The 18,967-nt window shown below is 64.6% G+C and carries 21 protein-coding genes; 9 read left to right on the forward strand and 12 right to left on the reverse strand.

Features of this window, described 5'->3' with window-relative positions; translation table 11 throughout:
• Nucleotides 1–48: 48 nt before the first annotated feature.
• A complete protein-coding gene (pgm, locus tag ACQCST_RS01805; protein ID WP_426997664.1) occupies nt 49–1,707 on the reverse strand; it encodes a phosphoglucomutase (alpha-D-glucose-1,6-bisphosphate-dependent) in 1,659 nt (552 codons plus the stop codon).
• A 211-nt stretch (nt 1,708–1,918) separates the two neighbouring features.
• Between pgm and ACQCST_RS01810 the strand changes: the two genes are divergently transcribed.
• Both ACQCST_RS01810 and ACQCST_RS01815 read left to right on the forward strand, forming a co-directional pair.
• Complete coding sequence (locus ACQCST_RS01810; RefSeq protein ID WP_426997665.1) at nt 1,919–2,749, forward strand: nuclease-related domain-containing protein; 831 nt, start codon at nt 1,919–1,921, stop codon at nt 2,747–2,749.
• Nucleotides 2,750–2,810: 61 nt separating this feature from the next.
• Complete coding sequence (locus ACQCST_RS01815) at nt 2,811–3,488, forward strand: DUF4190 domain-containing protein (protein ID WP_426997666.1); 678 nt, start codon at nt 2,811–2,813, stop codon at nt 3,486–3,488.
• Between the two features lie 11 nt (nt 3,489–3,499).
• Here ACQCST_RS01815 and ACQCST_RS01820 read toward each other — a convergent pair whose 3' ends face one another.
• The 4 genes from ACQCST_RS01820 to ACQCST_RS01835 all read right to left on the reverse strand — a co-directional run bounded on the left by ACQCST_RS01820 (nt 3,500) and on the right by ACQCST_RS01835 (nt 8,132).
• Nucleotides 3,500–4,354: a phosphotransferase gene (locus tag ACQCST_RS01820; protein ID WP_426997667.1), complete on the reverse strand. Its 855-nt coding sequence runs from the start codon at nt 4,352–4,354 to the stop codon at nt 3,500–3,502.
• A 4-nt stretch (nt 4,355–4,358) separates the two neighbouring features.
• Entirely contained in the window at nt 4,359–5,828 is a 1,470-nt protein-coding gene (locus ACQCST_RS01825; RefSeq protein ID WP_426997668.1) for a peptide MFS transporter, read from the reverse strand.
• A gap of 125 nt (nt 5,829–5,953) precedes the next feature.
• Nucleotides 5,954–7,396: an amidase gene (locus tag ACQCST_RS01830; protein WP_426997669.1), complete on the reverse strand. Its 1,443-nt coding sequence runs from the start codon at nt 7,394–7,396 to the stop codon at nt 5,954–5,956.
• The gene (locus ACQCST_RS01835; RefSeq protein ID WP_426997670.1) at nt 7,389–8,132 is read right to left on the reverse strand and encodes a Type 1 glutamine amidotransferase-like domain-containing protein; all 744 of its coding nucleotides are present in this window, start codon (nt 8,130–8,132) and stop codon (nt 7,389–7,391) included. Before ACQCST_RS01835 ends, ACQCST_RS01830 begins: the two co-directional genes overlap by 8 nt.
• A 112-nt stretch (nt 8,133–8,244) precedes the next feature.
• Here ACQCST_RS01835 and ACQCST_RS01840 point away from each other — a divergent pair, with 112 nt between their 5' ends.
• The 3 genes from ACQCST_RS01840 to ACQCST_RS01850 all read left to right on the forward strand — a co-directional run bounded on the left by ACQCST_RS01840 (nt 8,245) and on the right by ACQCST_RS01850 (nt 9,892).
• The gene (locus ACQCST_RS01840; RefSeq protein WP_426997671.1) at nt 8,245–8,571 is read left to right on the forward strand and encodes a rhodanese-like domain-containing protein; all 327 of its coding nucleotides are present in this window, start codon (nt 8,245–8,247) and stop codon (nt 8,569–8,571) included.
• Nucleotides 8,572–8,609: 38 nt separating this feature from the next.
• Entirely contained in the window at nt 8,610–9,590 is a 981-nt protein-coding gene (gene pheA / locus ACQCST_RS01845) for a prephenate dehydratase (RefSeq protein ID WP_426997672.1), read from the forward strand.
• Between the two features lie 95 nt (nt 9,591–9,685).
• Nucleotides 9,686–9,892, forward strand: a complete 207-nt coding sequence (locus tag ACQCST_RS01850) for a hypothetical protein (protein WP_426997673.1) — start codon at nt 9,686–9,688, stop codon at nt 9,890–9,892.
• A 12-nt stretch (nt 9,893–9,904) separates the two neighbouring features.
• On the opposite strand, the gene ACQCST_RS01855 is transcribed toward ACQCST_RS01850, so the two are convergent.
• Nucleotides 9,905–10,951: a diacylglycerol/lipid kinase family protein gene (locus ACQCST_RS01855; RefSeq protein ID WP_426997674.1), complete on the reverse strand. Its 1,047-nt coding sequence runs from the start codon at nt 10,949–10,951 to the stop codon at nt 9,905–9,907.
• 88 nt (nt 10,952–11,039) lie between these two features.
• On the opposite strand from ACQCST_RS01855, the gene serS reads away from it, so the two are divergent.
• The 4 genes from serS (at nt 11,040) to ACQCST_RS01875 (ending at nt 14,328) form a co-directional block, all read left to right on the forward strand.
• A complete protein-coding gene (gene serS / locus ACQCST_RS01860; protein ID WP_426997675.1) occupies nt 11,040–12,320 on the forward strand; it encodes a serine--tRNA ligase in 1,281 nt (426 codons plus the stop codon).
• Nucleotides 12,321–12,438: 118 nt separating this feature from the next.
• Nucleotides 12,439–13,050, forward strand: coding sequence for a hypothetical protein (locus ACQCST_RS01865; RefSeq protein ID WP_426997676.1), 612 nt, complete (start codon nt 12,439–12,441; stop codon nt 13,048–13,050).
• A complete protein-coding gene (locus tag ACQCST_RS01870) occupies nt 13,019–13,273 on the forward strand; it encodes a hypothetical protein (protein WP_426997677.1) in 255 nt (84 codons plus the stop codon). Before ACQCST_RS01865 ends, ACQCST_RS01870 begins: the two co-directional genes overlap by 32 nt.
• 209 nt (nt 13,274–13,482) lie before the next feature.
• Nucleotides 13,483–14,328 (forward strand): HAD family hydrolase, encoded by an 846-nt coding sequence (locus tag ACQCST_RS01875; RefSeq protein ID WP_426997678.1) that lies wholly within the window; start codon nt 13,483–13,485, stop codon nt 14,326–14,328.
• 31 nt (nt 14,329–14,359) lie between these two features.
• Here ACQCST_RS01875 and ACQCST_RS01880 read toward each other — a convergent pair whose 3' ends face one another.
• From ACQCST_RS01880 to ACQCST_RS01905, 6 genes are all read right to left on the reverse strand, one after another.
• Nucleotides 14,360–14,959: a hypothetical protein gene (locus tag ACQCST_RS01880; protein WP_426997679.1), complete on the reverse strand. Its 600-nt coding sequence runs from the start codon at nt 14,957–14,959 to the stop codon at nt 14,360–14,362.
• Between the two features lie 43 nt (nt 14,960–15,002).
• Nucleotides 15,003–15,698, reverse strand: coding sequence for a hypothetical protein (locus ACQCST_RS01885; RefSeq protein WP_426997680.1), 696 nt, complete (start codon nt 15,696–15,698; stop codon nt 15,003–15,005).
• Nucleotides 15,691–16,329 (reverse strand): hypothetical protein, encoded by a 639-nt coding sequence (locus tag ACQCST_RS01890; RefSeq protein WP_426997681.1) that lies wholly within the window; start codon nt 16,327–16,329, stop codon nt 15,691–15,693. Before ACQCST_RS01890 ends, ACQCST_RS01885 begins: the two co-directional genes overlap by 8 nt.
• A gap of 47 nt (nt 16,330–16,376) precedes the next feature.
• Nucleotides 16,377–17,153, reverse strand: a complete 777-nt coding sequence (locus ACQCST_RS01895; protein WP_426997682.1) for a hypothetical protein — start codon at nt 17,151–17,153, stop codon at nt 16,377–16,379.
• Complete coding sequence (locus ACQCST_RS01900) at nt 17,150–18,127, reverse strand: hypothetical protein (protein ID WP_426997683.1); 978 nt, start codon at nt 18,125–18,127, stop codon at nt 17,150–17,152. The genes ACQCST_RS01895 and ACQCST_RS01900 overlap by 4 nt, the downstream gene beginning before the upstream one ends.
• Nucleotides 18,128–18,352: 225 nt before the next feature.
• Nucleotides 18,353–18,841 (reverse strand): inorganic diphosphatase, encoded by a 489-nt coding sequence (locus ACQCST_RS01905; RefSeq protein WP_426997684.1) that lies wholly within the window; start codon nt 18,839–18,841, stop codon nt 18,353–18,355.
• Between the last annotated feature and the right edge of the window lie 126 nt (nt 18,842–18,967).

Consider the following 18,967-nt stretch of genomic DNA (forward strand, 5'->3'; position numbering starts at 1 on the left):
ACCAGCAGCCCGCCTGAGCCTTGATCCGCCGGGCCTGGGTGTCCGCGCCTAGGAAATAACCCCGTCAACCAGCGCCTTCGCCTCGGCCTGGACCTGCTTGAGGTGCTCGGCGCCCTTGAAGGATTCGGCGTAGATCTTGTAGACGTCCTCGGTACCTGACGGGCGCGCTGCGAACCAGGCGTTCTCCGTGACCACCTTCAGCCCGCCGATCGACGCGCCGTTGCCCGGTGCTTCCGTGAGTTTGGCGGTGATCGCCTCGCCTGCCAGCTCGGTGGCAGTGACGTCCGACGGCGACAGCTTGCCGAGTGCCGCCTTCTGCTCGCGAGTGGCGGCGGCATCGATGCGAGCGTACACCGGTGCGCCGAACTTGTCCGTCAGACCCTTGTACAGCTGCGACGGCGACTTCCCGGTGACGGCAGTGATTTCCGACGCCAGCAGCGCCAGCAGGATGCCGTCCTTATCCGTGGTCCACACGCTGCCGTCCATCTTGTTGAAGGAAGCGCCGGCGGATTCCTCCCCACCGAAGGCACCTTCCCCGGACAGCAGCCCGGGCACAAACCATTTGAAGCCCACAGGTACTTCAACGAGCTTGCGTCCCAGGCTCTCCGCAACCCGGTCGATGATGGAGGAGGACACCAGGGTCTTCCCCACCACCGAATTCGGGTTCCAGCCAGTGCGGTTGCGGTACAGGTAATCAATCGCGACGGCGAGGTAGTGGTTGGGGTTCATCAGCCCGCCGTCCGGCGTGACGATGCCGTGGCGGTCGGCGTCGGCGTCGTTGCCGGTGGCGATATCGAAGGCACCGCCGGCACCGCCGTCGGACATCCTGTTGATCAGCGAGGCCATGGCCGACGGCGACGAGCAGTCCATCCGGATCTTCTCGTCCCAGTCCAGGGTCATGAACGCCCATTGCGGGTCCACTGTGGGGTTGACCACGGTGAGGTTGAGGTGGTGGCGTTCGCCGATCTCGCCCCAGTAATCAACCGCCGCGCCGCCCATGGGGTCGGCGCCGATCCGGACGCCGGCGTCGCGGATGGCGTCCAGGTTCAGCACCGACGGGAGATCGTCCACGTAGCTGCTCAGGAAATCGAACTTGCCGGTGGTCTCGGCGTTGAGTGCCTCGGCCAACGGGATGCGCTTCACTCCGCGGAGTCCGTTTTCCAGCAGTTCGTTGGCGCGGTTGGCGATCCAGCCCGTGGCGTCCGAATCGGCCGGCCCGCCGTGCGGCGGGTTGTACTTGAAGCCGCCGTCGCCCGGCGGATTATGGCTCGGCGTCACCACAATGCCGTCAGACTGCGGCGCGCCGGCCGGGGCATTGTTGTTGTACGTGAGGATGGCGTGGCTCAGCGCCGGAGTGGGGGTGTACGCGTGGCGCGCATCGATCAGGACCTGGACGCCGTTTGCCGCCAGGACCTCCAGCGCGGAATTCTGCGCGGGTTCGCTCAGCGCATGCGTGTCCTTGGCAAGGAACAGCGGGCCCGTGATGCCCTGCCCGGCACGGTACTCCACGATGGCCTGCGTGATGGCCACGATGTGCGGCTCGTTGAAGGAGGCTTTGAGGCTGGACCCGCGGTGCCCGGATGTTCCGAACGCCACCCGCTGTCCGGGGTCGCTGAGATCCGGTGATACGTCGTAGTACGCATCCAGGAGCGCAGTCAGGTCAACAAGGTCTTGGGGTTGGGCAACAGTGCCCGCGCGGCTAGCCATGGCACCAGCATGCCAGACGACGGCGGGACACAACACGCGATGTCCGTAATCCGGCCCCTATGACGTCCGAATGTCACCGGCGCACCAAAAACTGGGTAGTCGGTCAGGAAAGTGCCTATAGGACGCCAGGGCTGGGGCTGCTACCTTCAAGACACCGACGACGGCGGATCTTGCGTTGCCGGCGCGTTCAGGGAGCCGAGGGGGACTTTCGATGGGGGCAGGGGACGGTGCGGCAGAACAGTCGCGTCTGGCGGCAGAGCGGGTGGCACGGCTCAAGCGCCAACTGGATCACGCGGAGCGCGCAGCAGACTCCTGGGGTGCAGGAGCAGCCGGTGAAAGGCTCGTGGCGGACCGGCTCAGCCAGCTCATTCCGAAAGGCTGGTTCCTGCTCCACGATGTCCACTGGCCCGGCAGGCCGCTGGCCAACCTGGACCATGTGCTGGTGGGCCCGGGCGGCGTTGTGGTGGTCGATACCAAGAATTGGACCGGAGCGGTGGAGGTCAGTGCCGGCGTTCTTCGCCAGAACGGCCGCGGCCGGCACCAGTCTGTGGAAGGCGCGCTGGGGCAGGCCGCGGCCGTGGCAGCCATCCTGGCCGTCCCGCACCGGCAATTCGTGCAGGCCGTGATCTGCTTGGCGGGCCACCCGGAGACCTTCGGAAGAACAGCCGACGGCGTGACGATCGTTGGACTCAACACGGTGGTTTCCACGCTGGCGGCATTGCCGGACGTCCTCGACCAGCAGACGGTGATGGGGTTGTACTCACATCTCGGCCAGCAGCTCACCCAGGACCAGACTGCAACGGGAACGCATGGCCGGTCCGGGCCTCCCGCGACCACGCGACGGCGCTCTCACCCGGCAACCACTCGCTCGCAGACTTCTCCAGCGCGGACCCGCAAGAAGAGGACGACGGCGGGGAACCCACAAACAACTCCGGCAGGGTGCCTCCTCTCCGGACTGACTCTTGCCGGCCTCGTAGCGCTCCTGATCTGGGCGGCCAGCTGGCTGCCGGGCCTGCTTGTCTCGCTCCTTTTCCACCGCTGAACGGCTACAGCCGAGGCGGTGGCGGTAGGCTTTGAAACAGGACTTTTAGAGGGGGACTCCCATGACCGAACAGCCGACTCCACTCCAGGACGGCCGCGGCGACGACGAGACACCGGCGGGCTACCAGCCGCCGCAGTTTGTGCCTCCGCAGGGCGCAGACATCCCGGCACCGCCGCTCTATACGCAGCCCGGCGAGCCGCAACCCGAGCAGCCATACGTCCAGCCCGGAGAGCAGCACGCCGGCCAGTACGGCCAGCCGCCCAGCCCCTACGCCCAGCCGCCCAGCCCGTACGCCCAGCCGCCCAGCCAGTACGGCCAGCCGCCCAGCCCGTACGGCCAGCCGCCCAGCCAGTACGGCCAGCCGCCCAGCCAGTACGGCCAGCCGCCCAGCCCCTACGGCCAGCCGCCCAGCCCCTACGGTCAGCCGAATCAGTATGCTCAGCCGGGCAACCCGTATGGCCAGCCCGCCTACTATGGCATGCCCGTTGAGCCCAAGGGCCTGAGCATCGCCAGCATGTGCTGCGGCATCGCGATTTTTGTGGGTTTCGGATTCTTTATCCTGCCGCAGATTGCAGCTGTCATCCTGGGGCACATTGGCCTGAAAAAGGAGCCGGCGGGCCGGGGATTCGCCATTGCGGGGCTGGTGATGGGGTATATCGGAATTGCGCTGACTGTGCTGGCGTTCGTGGTGTTCGGCATCTTCCTGAACTCCACCTCGAACTTCTACCGCGACTACTGATCCGGTGGTGCTCAGCCCGTCAGTTCTGCCGCCAGCCGGTCCGCGTTGGCTTCAAGCCAGTCGCGGCGCCGGCTGATCAGGCCGCCCACACCGTCAGCCCACATCCGTGCCCAGCCGCCGCCCAACGTCCGGGCATTGTGCTGCATGCGTTCCAGCGACAGCTGGGTGGCCTCTGCGCCGAACTCCGGCAGCCGCCGTCGTTCTTCTTCCGTCCAGCCGTAGGCGTTTGCAAAAATCCGGATCCGCCGGAACGGGTCCAGGTGCTCCCAGCCGGGCCAGGCATCGGCGGGATCCCGCAGGGGGACCCAGTGCATGGCGGTATTGAAGGAGTCCTTGAGGCGCGTGGTGGGGCCCGCCAGATCAAAATCCACCAGCCCAACTGCAAGCCCGTCGCGGACCACCACGTTCTGCGGCGTCACATCCAGGTGGCAGACCAGCCCGGTGGGGTCTTCCGAAGTGTCCTGCCGGATGGGCCGGGGCGGAAACGGATGGGCGGGCACAAAACCCGCTGACGCCGTGTGCAGCCGTCGGATCAATGCGGCCACGGACACCAGTAACTCTTCGGACTGCACCCACTGTTCCGGAACAGGCCCGGCACAAAGACCCGGCATAAACGTCAGGACATCCCGGCCTTCGGCGTCGCGGCCCAGGAACCTCGGCGAACCGTCAAAACCCGCGTCCTCAAGCCAGTCAAGATAGTCAGCCACTGCGAAACTCTGCGGCTGGTGCGGGCGGCGGATTGTTCCGCCCACCCGCACCACACCATCGGTGACATCGCCCGCCGGCATAAGTTCGACGTCGGACGCCTCGCCTGGCGCGGGGACGTACGGGCGTTGCTCAACCGGCGTGCGGGTCACTGGGTTCATCGCGTCAGCGTACGCCGCTCATCAGCTTTTTGATGGCAGGTGAAGCGGCCGCAAGGCCAAAGGCCAAAACCACACCCGTGATACCGATCCCCAGGAAGTACGGCAGTTCATCCTGAGGGTTGTACAGGCCGGCCAGCATGCCCGCGAGCGTGGTGCCCAGTGAAACCGAGAGGAAGAACAGTGCCACCATCTGCGTATGGAAGGCCTGCGGCGCCAGCTTGGTGGTCACGGACAGGCCGATCGGGGAGAGGAAAAGCTCTGCAAGCGTGAACAGGAACAGAATGCCCACCAGCGCCAGGAGCGGCGTTTTGCCGCCGCCGGCCAGCGGGATGAATGCCAGGAATGCCAGCCCCATCACCAACAGACCGATCGAGAACTTCAGCGGCGAACTGGGCTGCCTGTGGCCGAGCTTGGTCCACAGCGCCGCCATGACACCGGCAAAAATAATGATGAACACCGGGTTGATGGACTGCACCCAGGCGGCCGGCATCTCCCAGCCGAACACGTTCCGGTCCAGTTTCTCCTCGGAGTACACGGCGATGAACGTGAACTGCTGTTGGAAGAGCGCCCAGAAAGCCGCCGACGCGATGTACAGCGGGATAAAGGCCACCACCCGTTTGCGCTCGATGCCGCTGACTTTCCCGCTCCTGAAGATCAGGGCGAAGTAGACCACCGATGCGCCGATCGCTGCGTAGGCCATGGTTATGGCCAGATTGCAGGCGTTGACGGCTCCCGTGGCCAGGAGAATGGCGATGGCGGCTGCGATTCCCAGGAAAATGAGGCCGTACTTTGTCCGGTCGGACGCAGGCAGGGGGTTGGGGACCCTGTGCGCTTCTTCCGGCAGTTTGTTGCGTCCCAGTGTGTAGATCACCAGGCCGATTGCCATGCCGACGGCGGCAGCACCGAAGCCCCAGTGGAACCCCTGGCTTTCCTGCAGCCAGCCGGTGACCAGCGGGCCGATCAGCCCGCCGACGTTAATGCCCATGTAGAAGATGGAGAAACCGGCGTCGCGGCGGTCATCCTTCTCGCCGTAGAGGGTTCCCACCAAAGCGGTCGCATTGGCCTTCAGGCCGCCGGAACCGATGCCCACCAGCACCAGGCCCGTCACCAGTCCCGGAATTCCGGGCAACAATGCCAGCGCAATGTGCCCGGCCATGATCAGGACCGCGGAGCCGAATAGAACCCGTTCCGAGCCGAACAGCCGGTCCGCGAGCCAGGCCCCCAGGATGGTGGAGAGGTACACGCCGCCGCCGTAGGCGCCCACCAGGCTGGTGGCCAGGCCCAGATCGATCCCGAGCCCGCCCTGCTCGGCCGTGAAGTACATGTAATAGAGGAGGATGCCCTGCATGCCGTAGAAGGAGAAACGCTCCCACATTTCCACGGAGAAGAGACTGGCCAGCATCTTTGGATGGCCAAAAAAGGAAGTATCGCCCGGCGTTGTCGCGGGGGGATCAGCTAAATGAGTTGTGCTCATTTACTTAATGCTGACATTGCAGTCCGTGATTGTCACATTGTCGGTTGCCTGGAGCAACTCTTCAGCCGATGGGTGGCAGAGGCCGCCCACTAGGCCGCCCACTAGGCCGCCCACTAGGCCGCCCACTAGAAACCAAGTTCTGCAGCCACCTGAAGAAGCAGCGCTTCCGAGCCCATGGGGCCCACCAGCTGGATGCCCATCGGCAGCCCGTCCCCAGCCGAGCCCCCGGTCCAGTGCACCGGGATGCTGATGGCAGGGAGCCCGCACACGTTCACCATGGAGGACCACGGTGCGTACTCGCACTGCTTGCGGTAATCGCCATCGGCGTCGCCTGCCCATTCCGAAGCGGGCCAGTGCCCGTCGCCGTGGGCCGCCCCCGTAAACCAGCCCACCGGCCGCGGCGTCTGCGCCAGCGAAGGCATCAGCATCAGGTCCCACTCGGAGTACTGGGCGATAGTGTCGCGCTGGAACTGGCGAAGGAACACCAGGGATTCACTGAGTTTGGCGGCGCTGCGCTGCTGCGCCCGGCGCCTGAAGGTCCGGGTGAGCGGAGTCAGAAGGGCCTCGCGCCGGGGTGCGATCCGGGCACTCCCCACGCCGGATGTCCAGGCTGTGGTGAACGCGTGCGGGTAGCGGTTGTCGTACCGGACCGTGGTTTCGACGACGTCGTGCCCGGCGGCCGTCAGCAGGCGGACGCCGTCATCCAGCGCCTCCAGCGCTTCAGGGTCCGGCGTGAACGGGAAGATCGCCTGCCACGGGCTGTCCAGGCTCAAGCCGATCCGGAGCGCCGCTGGCTCGTGGGTGATGGAGTCAAGGTAACTTGTTGAGCCTTCTAACGCTTTGCCGTCTGCCAGCACCAGCGCATCCAGCATCAGTGCGGCGTCCTCGGCGGACCGGGCCAGTGGCCCTGCCACCACCAGTTTGGCGGGATCGCCCGAGCTCTCGCCGGACGGCACCAGCCCGCGCCCGGGCTTGAGGCCAACCAGACCGCAGGCCGCTGCCGGAATCCTGACGGAACCCCCGCCATCGGAAGCAGGGGCAAACGGCACCAGGCCGGCGGCAACCGCCGCAGCGCTGCCTCCGGAAGATCCTCCGGAGCTGCGGCTCAGGGCATGCGGATTGCGCGACGGCGGCGCGATCAGGTTTTCGCTGTAGGCCGTCAGTCCGAACTCCGGAACCTGGGTCTTGCCCAGCGAGATGGCCCCGGCCCCTTTGAGGGTGGCCACTAGCGCGCTGTCCACCGGTGCGGGCTTGTGGTCCAGGGCCGCGCTGCCGTGGGTCGTCACGACGCCGGCAACATCGGTCAGGTCCTTGAACGCAACGGGCATTCCATGCAGCAGCGGCAGGCTCCTGCCCAAAGCACCCCCGGATAGTTGCGCGAACAGCGCGTCTGCGGCACCGGCGTCGGCCATTCCCTGTTCCGGGGTGACAGCGATGAACGCACCCAGGCCGTGGTTCCGGGCTTCGATCCTGGCCAGGAAATGCGCTGCCGTTTCGCGGGCGGAGACCTCACCGGTGCGCAGGGCATCACGCAGCTGGACGGCCGAGAGTTCGTGGATTTCAGCCAAGGAAACGGGGCTCCAGGCGCTCTTCGGCCGCTGCCGCGTCCACACTTTCGCCGGCCACCCGGGTCACCACATACGCGCCCTTCCCTCTGACCTCGGCCACCGCCTCCACCAGTTTGGTGTCGTGGTACACCAGCCCCACGCCGTCGTCGGTGCAGTGGGTTTCGCCCAGCGTTCCGTCCGCCACAAGGCTGTGGACGAGGGGACGCCGCCGTTCCTCGGAGTCATAGTGCACGCTATTGGCGTAGGGGAGCAATGCCAGGCCATTGGTCACGGGGCGCAGCTCCGGGCCGAACGAATCCGTGGTTCCGCCCTGGAACCAGCAGATGGAACCGGCCGAGACGCCTGCCAGCACCACGCCGTGCTCCCAGACGCGCCTCAGAATTCCGTCCAGGCCGTGCGCTCTCCACACCGCCAGCAGATTCACCACCGAACCGCCGTTCACCCACACCACATCCTGTGCCATGAGGTGTGCCTCCGGATTCTGGTGATTGGGCATGGTGAACAGGTTCAGATGGCTGAAATCGAAGCCGGCAATCCTCGCGGCCTGATCCATTTCGGCGTTGAACCAGCGCTGGTCCCCGGACGCCGTGCCAATATGGGTTACCCGCGGCGCCCGGCCACTGACACCGGAAAGTTCGACGGCGTGATGCAGCAGCCCGTCAAATTCCAGCCGGCTGCGGTTCCCGGCCTTGTAGCCGCCGGAGGTGGCGAGGATGGTTGGCCGGTCAGCAGGCACGGGGATTCTCCTTTGCTTTGTCCAAGAAGCGTAACCTGCGGGTGGTTTCGGGTGCGTCGTTCCGCTGGCGATACGCTGGGTTGCAGACCTTCATTCCCCGGAGAGGACTCCCATGAGCGATTTCGACACCGTGACCGTCAACGATGTGCCTGCGGACGCCGCGATTCTTGACGTCCGCGAAGACTACGAATGGGTGGCGGGCCATGCCGAAGGCGCGCTCCACGTTCCATTGGACCAGCTGCCTGCCCGCATTGGCGAACTTGACCCTGACCGTGATCTGTACGTCATTTGCCGGACGGGCGGGCGCTCTTTCCGGGCGGCCCAATGGCTGTCCGGACAGGGTTACTCGGCCCTGAACGTTGCAGGCGGCATGGACCAGTGGCTCGAATCCGGCAAGCCTCTGATCTCGGACAACGGCCTGAAACCGGTTGTCCTCTAGCCATCGTCACCTTTTCTATAACTCCAAAGGAATACTTGATGTCAGCCTCACCTCTTACCTATACCTTCCTCGGCCCGGAGGGTACCTTCACCGAGGCAGCGCTGATGCAGGTGCCAGGTGCGGCCGAGGCCACCCGGATACCCTCTTCCACGGTGAATGCGGCCCTGGACATGGTACGGAACGGCTCGGCGGATGCTGCCATGGTGCCCATCGAGAATTCCGTCGAAGGCGGCGTGACGGCAACCCTGGATGCTATTGCAACAGGTCAGGAGCTGCGGATTATCCGGGAGGCCCTGGTGCCCATCAGCTTTGTGCTGGTGGCCCGGCCGGGCGTGGCCATTTCCGACATCCGCAAAGTGTCCACCCATGGGCATGCCTGGGCGCAGTGCCGGCTGTGGGTGGGCGACAATATTCCGGAAGCAGAATATATCCCGGGGTCATCTACGGCTGCGGCCGCGATGGGGCTCCTTGCAGATGGCGCGCACTACGACGCCGCTATCTGCGCGCCCCTTGTCGCGGCCGAACAGCCCGGCCTCAACGTGCTGGCGGAGAACATCGGGGACAACCCCGGCGCGGTTACCCGGTTTGTGCTGGTCAGCCGCCCGGGCGTTCTTCCGGAGCGCACCGGTGCGGACAAGACCACCGTGGTGGTTCCACTGCCCGAGGACAGGCCAGGGGCACTGATGGAGATTCTGGACCAGTTCGCCACCCGCGGTGTGAACCTGAGCCGGATTGAATCACGGCCCACCGGGCAGTACCTCGGCCACTACTTCTTCAGCATCGACGCCGACGGCCATGTGGAGGACGCGCGGGTGGGGGATGCCCTCTCCGGGCTGCACCGGATCAGTCCGGCTACCCGATTCCTGGGGTCCTACGGCCGGGCGGATGCACAACCTCCGGTGGTGGCGCCCCACACCTCAGACCAGGCATTCCGTTCGGCGCATGCATGGGTCGGGGATATTCTCCGCGGGGAATCAGCCGCACCCGGCCAAGGCTTCGCGTCTTCGCCCTCAGCGTAGCCAAATGCCCTCCGGGGTACTTCCCTGCCCCAAAAGCAATGCGTATGCTTACTTGATCCATATTGGGGGAAGTGCCCAAACCAAGGGAGCGGGTCATGTCAGATACCAGTACCGAAAACGACGGCCAAGGAATGATCGTCAATCCGAAGCCCACCGCTGACAACCAGGACTGGGACGGTGACGAAGCGGACCGGGCGGACCGCCTCCGCTTCGAAGAGGAACAGGCGATGATCCGCGAGCAGTCTGAGGCCCGGGCTGCGGCGAAGGCTGCCGCCCAGGCCGTCAAGACGGCTGGCGCCTAGGCTCGGCCAGCGTTACCGGACGCGGACCAGGAGCGACCGGGGTTCCACCCGGACGGTCACCGTCGTGGCCTTACCGGACGTGTCGCCGTCGAGCTGGGTGGGCATGGGCTCGGGGCACCTGATAACCACCTTGCCGGAGCGGTAGAACGTCATCACAGGCAGGGTCCTGTTGTGCTTGAACAAAACTTTGGCGTACATGGCCAGCCATCCGATTGCGCTGCGGGGGCTCATGACCACCACGTCCAGCATGCCGTCGTCGATCATGGCCTGGGGAATAAAGTCAATGCCGCCCGGGATCAGGCCGCAGTTGGCAAACAGCACACTGCGGATCTTCCGGATCTGTTCGGGCTGCCCGTCCAGTGAGATGGAGACTTTCTTGCGCCGGCCGGGCAGGTGCCGCACTCCGGCTTCGGTATAGGCCAGCCAGCCCACGGCTTTCTTTAGACCGACATTTGTATCGCCCACCACTTCGGCGTCCATGCCGATCCCTGCTATCACCAGGAAGGCGTGCTCCGAGGAGTGGCCGGTGACGGAGTTTTCAATCCCCATCCTGGCGGTGTCTATATACCGCTGCTGGCCAAAGAGCGCGGTCCGGATGTTGCCGGGCAGATCGTTGACATCCAGATCCACATTGCGTGCCAGCAGGTTGCCCGTGCCCAGCGGGATCAGTCCCATCGCAACATCCGTGTGCGCCAGCGACTCGGCCACAACGCGGACTGTTCCGTCTCCGCCGCCCACCAGGACGACGTCGGCCCCGTATTCAAGAGCCGCCCGGACCTGGGAGAAACCGGGATCCTCCGCCGTCGTTTCGAAAAACTTCGGTGCGTCCCAACCGGCGGTAAGGCAGGCCCTTTGGATGGCGGCCCTGGCCTCTGCCGATTTCGCCTTGACGGGGTTGAGGACCACGGCCACGCGCTGCTGGCCCGCTATGGACTTGTGGGCAAGTTCCCTGACGGCGCTGCGGATATGGCGCGCCTTGAGCCGGCGTACGCCCCACCAGCTGGACACGGCGAATGCCAGGGCCCCGGTAATGAACAGGTACGGAATCCAGTCGCTCATGGTGCTCCAACACTATCCCGCCACAGGGCGCGCCGGCTCCGGCATCCGGCCATCACGGGCGGACCTGCACATTCGATACTCTTGTCTGGTGATCGACGTAAAAGACCTCAGCGACAACCCGGACAAGTTCCGAGCCAGCCAGCGCGCCCGCGGCGCCGACGAATCCATGGTGGACGCGATCATCGCCGCCGACTCCGCCCGCCGTGCGGCCCTGATCCGCTTCGAGAATCTCCGTGCCGAGCAGAACGTTTACGGCAAGAAGGTGGCGCAGGCCAAGGGCGGGGAAAAGCAGGCGCTCCTGGCGGAAGTCCGCGAGCTCGCCGGCTCGGTGAAAGCCGCCTCGGCCGAGGCCGATGTGGTCCAGGTCCAGCAGGATGAACTGCTCCGCGGCATCCCCAACCTCATTGAGGACGGCGTCCCCGAGGGCGGCGAGGACGACTACATTGTGGTCAAGACCGTTGGCACGCCCCGCGAATTCCCGGACTTTGAACCAAAGGACCACCTGGAAATCGGCGAGCTAATCGGTGCAATAGATATGGAGCGGGGAGCCAAGGTGTCCGGCTCACGCTTCTACTTCCTCCGCGGCGTGGGCGCCCGGCTGGAGATGGCGCTACTCCAGATGGCCATGGAACAGGCAATCGACGCCGGCTTTGTGCCCATGATCACCCCCACCTTGGTGCGACCGGAAACCATGCAGGGCACCGGTTTTGATGTCAAGCACGACGCCGAGATCTACCGTCTGGCTGAAGACGACCTTTACCTAGTGGGCACCTCGGAGGTACCCCTGGCCGGGTACCACGCGGACGAGATCCTGGACCTTTCAACCGGACCCATCCGTTTCGCGGGCCAGAGTTCCTGCTACCGCCGCGAGGCAGGGTCGCACGGCAAGGACACCCGAGGCATTATCCGAGTGCACCAGTTCAACAAGGTGGAGATGTTCGTGTACACCACGGTTGAGGAAGCGGCGGCCGAACATCAGCGTTTGCTGGCCTGGGAAGAGGAAATGCTGGCCAAGTGCGAGCTCCCGTACCGCGTGATCGATACCGCCGCAGGTGACCTGGGAATGTCCGCCGCCCGCAAGTTCGACTGCGAGGCCTGGGTCCCCACGCAGGGCGCCTACCGCGAGCTGACCTCCACCTCCAACTGCACCACGTTCCAGGCGCGCCGCCTGAATATTCGTGAGCGCGTGCTGAACGAGGACGGTGCACCCAAGGGAACCCGTGCCGTGGCCACCCTGAACGGCACGCTGGCCACCACCCGCTGGATCGTGGCCATCCTGGAGCACCACCAGAACCCGGACGGCTCGGTCAACGTCCCGAAGGCGCTGCAGAAGTACCTCGGCGGCCTTGAGGTCTTCCCGGTCCTCTAGGGTCCGCACGGACTTTCCTGCGCTTGTTCGAGATTCCGTGCCTTCAAGGGTAGGCATCGCGAACAAGCCCGGGATTTGTCGACGCGACGGGTGCGCCCGCGGGCTTGAGGCTGGAGGCATGGAGACTCCACCCGGCCTGATGGATTCCGCAGCGATCCTGAGAACGCGGGCCACAACCGATGACATTCATCGCGATTTCATGGCCGGCAAGCTGGTACGGATCAGGCGTGGATTCTACGTTCCGGCATCGGACTGGATCCGGGCCCTTCCCTCGGAACGCTTCGCCTGGTCAACGGCTGCCGTATCCCGGTCTGTGCCCGGCGCGGTGTTATGCATGGAGACCGCTGCCTGGGCCAACGGAGTGCCCACACTGCCCACTCCAGCATGCGTCGAACTGGCAACCACCATGCCCGGACGGTCCGGAACGCGAAGGCCGTCGCTCCTGGTATTGAGTGGGGATCAGCAGGCCAAGGAGATTCGGAACAAGCGCAGCTACCCGCTCCGATACCACCTCAGGGAATCCATAGAGCCCACATCCCAGGGCGAATTCCAATGCACGGGACTGGTTCAGACCGCGCTGGACATGATGTTCTCCGCGAAACTCAGTCAGGCCCTGGTAATGGCGGACGGTGTTGCCAGGAAACTGAAGGACCAAGGGGTCTTGCCGCCGGGGAGCAGGCTCCGGGACCTCGATTCCGTTGCTGCTGCAACACGACTTCACCGACGGTGACGGATTCATCGGCCGAAGCGATTTCTGGTGGCCTGGGGAGCGTGTGGTGGGCGAGTTCGACCTCAAGGCGAAATATGTGGATCCAGGAATTCGAGGCGACGTTTCCGCGGAGGAAGTTCTTTACCGGGAGAAACTCCGGGAGGACAGAATACGTAGCCTCGGCTACGGGTTCGTGCAGTGGGGCTGGTCTGACGTCGATAACCCTGACCGGCTGAAGCGTTAGCTCCTTGGCGCCGGGCTGCATACCCGGGACCGAAGCTAGGCCGCGCAACCAAACGCTCACGGCGAGGATTCCCGAACAAGCCTAGGACTTCTGGACAGGCAAAGGTTAATACTCACACCGTGGATAACCTGTGGGTATTAACCCGGTGTTCACGGAGCGCTGTGGCCTGCCTCCTGGCGGGTGTCAGAGGTGTCTGCTCTACTGGATATATGACTACATTGACTGAAACCTCAGTCGCTGGCACCGAAGACCGGCGAAATACGAAACAAAAGCTCATGATTGCCCTGGACGTTGACGGTACGCTGGTGGACCACGATGGCCACATGTCCGCTCCTGTCCGCGAGGCAGCCCAGGCCGTGGTGGCTGCAGGCCACGAGGTCTTGATTGCCACCGGCCGTTCGCTCAACGCCACGCTCCCCGTCATCCAGCAGATCGGGATCGACCGCGGCTACGCAGTCTGTTGCAACGGCGGCGTCACCTTGCGCCTGGACCCCGTGCTGGCTGACGGCTACGAAATCATCCACAAGGCCACCTTCGATCCCGGCCCTGCCCTCCGCGCCCTCCGCGAACGCCTGCCCTCCGCGAAATACGCGCTGGAGGACGAGGACGGGAACTTCCTGTCCACCGAGCGCTTCCAGGATTCCAGCTTTGGCGTCGAGGCAATCGGCGTGGACTTCCAGACCATGCTCGAAGCCACCGCCGTGCGTGTGGTGGTATTCAGCGCGGACAACACACCCGAGGAATTCAACGAGGCCATCCGGCATATCGGGCTCGCCGGCGTCACGTACTCGGTGGGTTGGACCGCGTGGCTGGATATTGCCGCGGCAGGCGTCACCAAGGCCAGTGCCCTGGAGAAGCTCCGCGGCAGACTGGAAATTGAAGCCCACAGCACGGTGGCGATCGGCGATGGCCGGAATGACATCGAGATGCTCACTTGGGCAGGCCGTGGCGTTGCCATGGGCCAGGCCCCGGAGGAAGTGATTGCCGCCGCGAACGAGGTCACCCACTCCGTTTACGACGACGGCGCCGCGCACGTTCTGCGCAGCCTCCTCTGAGGCCGGGTTACTCCGCCACACGGCACTAACGTCAGCGGACTTCGAGGATCAGGGAAAGCAGCCGTGCGGCCGCCGGACGTGCCGCGTGTTCCTCGTTCCACTGCGCGCGGGCCACTGCCTTGCTGACAGCCTGGGTGGTGATGCCGAGTTCCTCGGCCACCGTTTTCTGTTGGCCTCGCACCCCCGGAGTCATGAGGTCCAGGACCCGCCATTCGGCCTGGCTGCGGCCGCGGACTATGTTGCCCAGGAGGCGCAATAGCGCTTCGGATTCGGCCGCAAGCTCCGCGAACGGCCCTTCGACGGCCACAGGGACGCGGTCCTTGCCATTTCGCAGGCGGTCCACGGCCCGGCGAGCATAGATTAGTCCGTGCCCGGAGGCGTCCTTGATCTGGTTCGGCAGCGGCTCGTTGACCGGACCCACACCAATTCCCACAAACCACCGGCCGCTGCGGAGCGCGATCATGGCTGCTTCCACGGTCTGGTGCGGGCAGTCCAGAATGCCCTGGACCTCGTCCTCGACTGAGCGGTCGAAGTCGAGGCGCGCCGGTATGTGCCGCAGGTCTTTCAGCAGCTGTGGGACGCAGTCGCCGTCGCGCCGGCTGTCCGTTTGATTGATGGTCAGCGTGAACATTGTGGATCAAAGACTACCTGTTGGTAGCGCACTGGCAAGAGTTTTAGTCCAACGACGTTACGGAGCTCACGAGGGTGGGTGGGAGGGCCGGATGGAGCGCAGATCCGGCCTCCGGAACGCCGGCGTCTGCCAGTCCTTGTTGGATTGAACGGACCAGTTCATCGGGGCTGTTTCTACTGCTGAACGTGAAGAACCGGGGCTGTGGGCTGTTCCCCTGCGGGGTACCGGGGGTCAGCACGGAGTCGGAGCCGCGGAACACCACAGCGAAGCGCCCGTGGACGCCGAGGGGCTCCTTGTCGGCGCGGTTCAGGGTCTTCAGCAGGTGGTCTGCGTCTTTTCCGTCGGCAGACACCACAGCACGGAGCGATCCCGGATCGATGTCCTCCCAGAAAATGGCCCGGGCCGTGTGCTTCTGGCTGTAGCGGTATAGGAGGCCCCGGTCGAAGACCAGCAGTCTCCGGAAACTCCAGAACAACGTCAGGGACCACAGCATCAGGCCCGTGAGCAGGCTTACCAGCACAAACAAGGGAATGTCGTAGAACAGCCCGGGATCCCTGGATGACGTGGGACTGCCGGTGAACTGCGCGATGATTCCGACTACAAATCCCGCCACCACAAAACCCGGGAGCCATCTCCAGGCGATGTACCAGGACAGCTCGCCATGGCGGAGCTGTCCCAGCTGGGACGCGTACTGCCTCTCGGCCCGGCGGACCAGCCACATTGTGGCCTGCTCAGCCATGCTGGCTTCCGTTGCCGTAAAGCTTCGGGAGCTGCCGGTGTTTCTGTTCAGCGTCCTGGGCTCCCGCAGCAAGCTTGGGGTCCGCCACCGGAGGAGCGCCGCCGGCGAGACCCGAGCGAAGGTCGATGGCCACGAACTTCGCGTCGAAGCTGTCACCGCCTCCTCCACTGACCGCGACGGCCAACACCATGATCAGGTAGAGCGGGGCGAAGGACCAGCAGACGGCACGCCACCCGCCAAGCCAGGGGCCCGCCGTCGAGCCGTCGGCAATGCGGACACCGCACATGCCGGCAGCGGCGTCGCCCAGGGTGCCGGTGGTACCCATAATCATGCCGTAGACAAACAGCACTAGGAACCAGATCACAATCACAACCGTGGCATAAATGCCGGTGTTCGACAGGAGGGCGTACGACAGCGAGCCAAGGGCCAGGCTCTGGGTCAGCGAGTTGACCACCGCCATCAGGATTCCGGCCACAGCAATGACTACCAAGGCATCCAGCGCCCTGCCCCAGAAGTGCGGCCAACCGGCTTTCGGCACGTAGTACTGGCCGGAGTCGGCGTGCGCACGCACCGGACGGCCGTTGGCGGAGTCGACAAGTCCGGTACTGGAAGAGGGCTTTAAATTGCTCATCGGAGACCTTTGCGTGGCGATTGGCTGGCCTGAAGGCCAGGGAAAATTTAGGAAACGGCAGCCAGCGAGCCGAGGATGCCGGCCAGGGTAGAGCGGGAGGCTTCCTGCAGCTCAAGCGATACTGATTCACCCTGCACCCGGGGAGTCAGCACGTGCACCCCGGACGGGCCCGTGTAGACCGTGACGGTGGGGAAGTCCTCCGAGCCCGTGCTGAAAGCCACCACGTTGCTCGCGGCACGGGTGTCAGCGAGGGCACTGGCGGCGTGGCTTTCGAAGCCGGCTTCGGTGAAGGCAGTGACCTCTGTGTCCCGTACGGCCGACTGTTCCGGATCCACGAAGTCCGCCAGCCTGTTCGACAGCTGGCCCCGGGTGATGACAGTGAAGCCGTGGAGGCCGCCGTCGTCTACTTCCTCCAGCAAGACACCCTCAACGTGCACATACGCGTACAGCCAGCGCTTGCCGGTGGAAACCGTACGCTCCACTGACACCACCGTGTCTCCGCTGCGCCGCAAGGTAAGGGCGCCGGTGATCTCCTCCGTGGCATGCAGCCTGGACGGCTCGGTTTCGCCCTCGAAGACCACCGGATAAACCAGCTCCTTCGCGAGCAATCCGCGCAGGGCCACGGCGCACATGATGTCTTTGCCGGCGTCCTGCACACTCAGCCAGGGGAGCGCCACCACCTGCTCGTGCTGCACGCCATCCAGTGCCACCACTTCTTCGTCCGTGAGAGTGGGCAGCGGGGTTCCCTGAGCGGTGGCCAGCCCAAGTACCGTGGCGGCAGCCTGAACGTCGCGCTCGGTCCATTTCATGGTGCTGGTGCTCATCCGAATATCCCTCCGACAAATTTACCGACTGATTTGGCCGCGTTTCCGGCCCCATCAGCCACCTTACTTCCCACGTCCTTGGCGACGTTGCCCACCTCTTTGGCCCCGTCGGCGAGGTAGCTGTCGGGGTTTCGGGCGAAGTTGCTGATGGAGTCCCAGTTGTCCGCCACCAGATTGCCCAGCGCCCAGGCCCCGGCCACGATGCCTGCCCCGATCACGATGGGGGCTCCGATCGGCCCCAGCAGAGCGGCGCCACCTGCCGTCATAAGCATGATGCTGCCCACTCCGCCTACCACGGAGAGTCCGCCCGCGACGCGGTCCCCGGTTCCGCGCAAGCCTGAGTGTTCGGGGCTGATCAAGTCATTGATGCCGCCCACAACGTTCAGCGGTGCCGCCAAAGCGCCGGCCATGCGGAGGCCTTTGGAGAACTTTGTGGCATCCTGGAACGCCTGGCTGTAGGGGATACCGGCTTTGAGGTCGGCGATGACGTCCGTGATCTTCCCGCCGCGGCGGAGGGAATCCAGCGCTTCCCGGAGTACGGTTCCGCCGGCGCGCCAGTTGGTGAGGATCTCCTTGGTTTTGGCGAAGTCCTGCCACCCAAGATTCCCGAGTTTGTAGGCCTGCCACAGCTGGGCACCAAGATCCTTGACTCCGCTGCCGGTGTCATAGACATCCTTGATGACGCCGACAGAACTTTCGCCGCTCTTGTGGGAGGCAAATTCCTGCTGGTTGGCGTGGTCCTTGAGGTCCCGGGCGCTGGCCCGCAGCATGCTCGCAGCCCTGACCAGGCTCTGGCGGTGCTGTGAGTTCCAGTCGTTCTTGAAATGGCCGGCGTCATTGCCGGTCCACGAAGTATTCGTGTTGATGAGGTTAGTCAGCTGGGTGCCCTGGAAGCTGATGGAGTCAGCGGCCTTTCCCATGACCCCCGCGAGAGAGCGCAGTTGGGCGATGTCAGCTCCGTAGAGTCCAGCCAATTTGTGTTCCCCTTTTTCAGTGCCGGGCAGGTCAGATCAACAAGAACCTACCCGGACTCCCGCTCACCGGCGATGGGCAGAACAGCCCATCAGGCGGTAACCCTGTGGTCAAGGTCGGACAGTTAAACCACGACGGCGGGTGGTCCGGTTTGAATCAAACCGCACCACCCGCCGTCGTGCAAGTCACACTGTGCAAGTCACAGGGCGCAAGCCCCGTGTTGGGGACTAGTGTGCTGCCGGGACGTAACGCTTGATGGAGGCCTCAAGCTCGGCCTCGGCAGCGGCGCGGTCACCCCAGCCTTCAGCCTTGACCCATTTGCCCGGCTCCAGATCCTTGTAACGCGTGAAGAAGTGCTCGATTTCCTTGATCAGGAAGTCGCTGACGTCGGTGATTTCCTGGATGTGGTCAAAGCGGGCATCCACCGGTACGCACAGCACCTTGGCGTCGCCGCCGCCGTCGTCGGTCATGTTGAAGACGCCGATGGGGCGGGATTCAACGATGACGCCTGGGTGCAGATCGAAGTCCTGCAGGAGCACCAGTGCGTCCAGCGGATCGCCGTCTTCGCCCAGGGTGTTCTCGAAGAAACCGTAGTGGGTGGGGTACTGCATGGAGGTGAAGAGGACGCGGTCCAGGCGGACGCGGCCGGTCTCGTGGTCAACTTCGTACTTGACGCGTGATCCCTTGGGGATCTCGATGGTCACGTCGTGCTTCATGGAATGCTCCTCGGCGATTGCAGGGGGTTCGCGGCACGCTGAAAGGATTGTCGGTGCCGCCGACTACTATTGAGGATATAGCGAGAGGCCCAGGTTTCAGGAACTAGTGGGGACATTTCAGGACTT

It is taken from the genome of Pseudarthrobacter sp. N5 (genome assembly GCF_050157035.1).
Classification (GTDB): domain Bacteria; phylum Actinomycetota; class Actinomycetes; order Actinomycetales; family Micrococcaceae; genus Arthrobacter.

What these genes read in the sequence shown, in the direction of transcription:
- ACQCST_RS01895 (WP_426997682.1), bottom strand. Translation starts at nt 17,153, where the DNA reads ATGAGCACCAGCACCATGAAATGGACCGAGCGCGACGTTCAGGCTGCC.
- ACQCST_RS01810 (WP_426997665.1), top strand. Translation starts at nt 1,919, where the DNA reads ATGGGGGCAGGGGACGGTGCGGCAGAACAGTCGCGTCTGGCGGCAGAG.
- ACQCST_RS01875 (WP_426997678.1), top strand. Translation starts at nt 13,483, where the DNA reads ATGACTACATTGACTGAAACCTCAGTCGCTGGCACCGAAGACCGGCGA.
- ACQCST_RS01840 (WP_426997671.1), top strand. Translation starts at nt 8,245, where the DNA reads ATGAGCGATTTCGACACCGTGACCGTCAACGATGTGCCTGCGGACGCC.
- ACQCST_RS01890 (WP_426997681.1), bottom strand. Translation starts at nt 16,329, where the DNA reads ATGAGCAATTTAAAGCCCTCTTCCAGTACCGGACTTGTCGACTCCGCC.
- ACQCST_RS01855 (WP_426997674.1), bottom strand. Translation starts at nt 10,951, where the DNA reads ATGAGCGACTGGATTCCGTACCTGTTCATTACCGGGGCCCTGGCATTC.
- ACQCST_RS01825 (WP_426997668.1), bottom strand. Translation starts at nt 5,828, where the DNA reads ATGAGCACAACTCATTTAGCTGATCCCCCCGCGACAACGCCGGGCGAT.
- ACQCST_RS01820 (WP_426997667.1), bottom strand. Translation starts at nt 4,354, where the DNA reads ATGAACCCAGTGACCCGCACGCCGGTTGAGCAACGCCCGTACGTCCCC.
- pgm (WP_426997664.1), bottom strand. Translation starts at nt 1,707, where the DNA reads ATGGCTAGCCGCGCGGGCACTGTTGCCCAACCCCAAGACCTTGTTGAC.
- ACQCST_RS01880 (WP_426997679.1), bottom strand. Translation starts at nt 14,959, where the DNA reads ATGTTCACGCTGACCATCAATCAAACGGACAGCCGGCGCGACGGCGAC.
- pheA (WP_426997672.1), top strand. Translation starts at nt 8,610, where the DNA reads ATGTCAGCCTCACCTCTTACCTATACCTTCCTCGGCCCGGAGGGTACC.
- ACQCST_RS01850 (WP_426997673.1), top strand. Translation starts at nt 9,686, where the DNA reads ATGTCAGATACCAGTACCGAAAACGACGGCCAAGGAATGATCGTCAAT.
- ACQCST_RS01905 (WP_426997684.1), bottom strand. Translation starts at nt 18,841, where the DNA reads ATGAAGCACGACGTGACCATCGAGATCCCCAAGGGATCACGCGTCAAG.
- ACQCST_RS01815 (WP_426997666.1), top strand. Translation starts at nt 2,811, where the DNA reads ATGACCGAACAGCCGACTCCACTCCAGGACGGCCGCGGCGACGACGAG.
- ACQCST_RS01885 (WP_426997680.1), bottom strand. Translation starts at nt 15,698, where the DNA reads ATGGCTGAGCAGGCCACAATGTGGCTGGTCCGCCGGGCCGAGAGGCAG.
- ACQCST_RS01865 (WP_426997676.1), top strand. Translation starts at nt 12,439, where the DNA reads ATGGAGACTCCACCCGGCCTGATGGATTCCGCAGCGATCCTGAGAACG.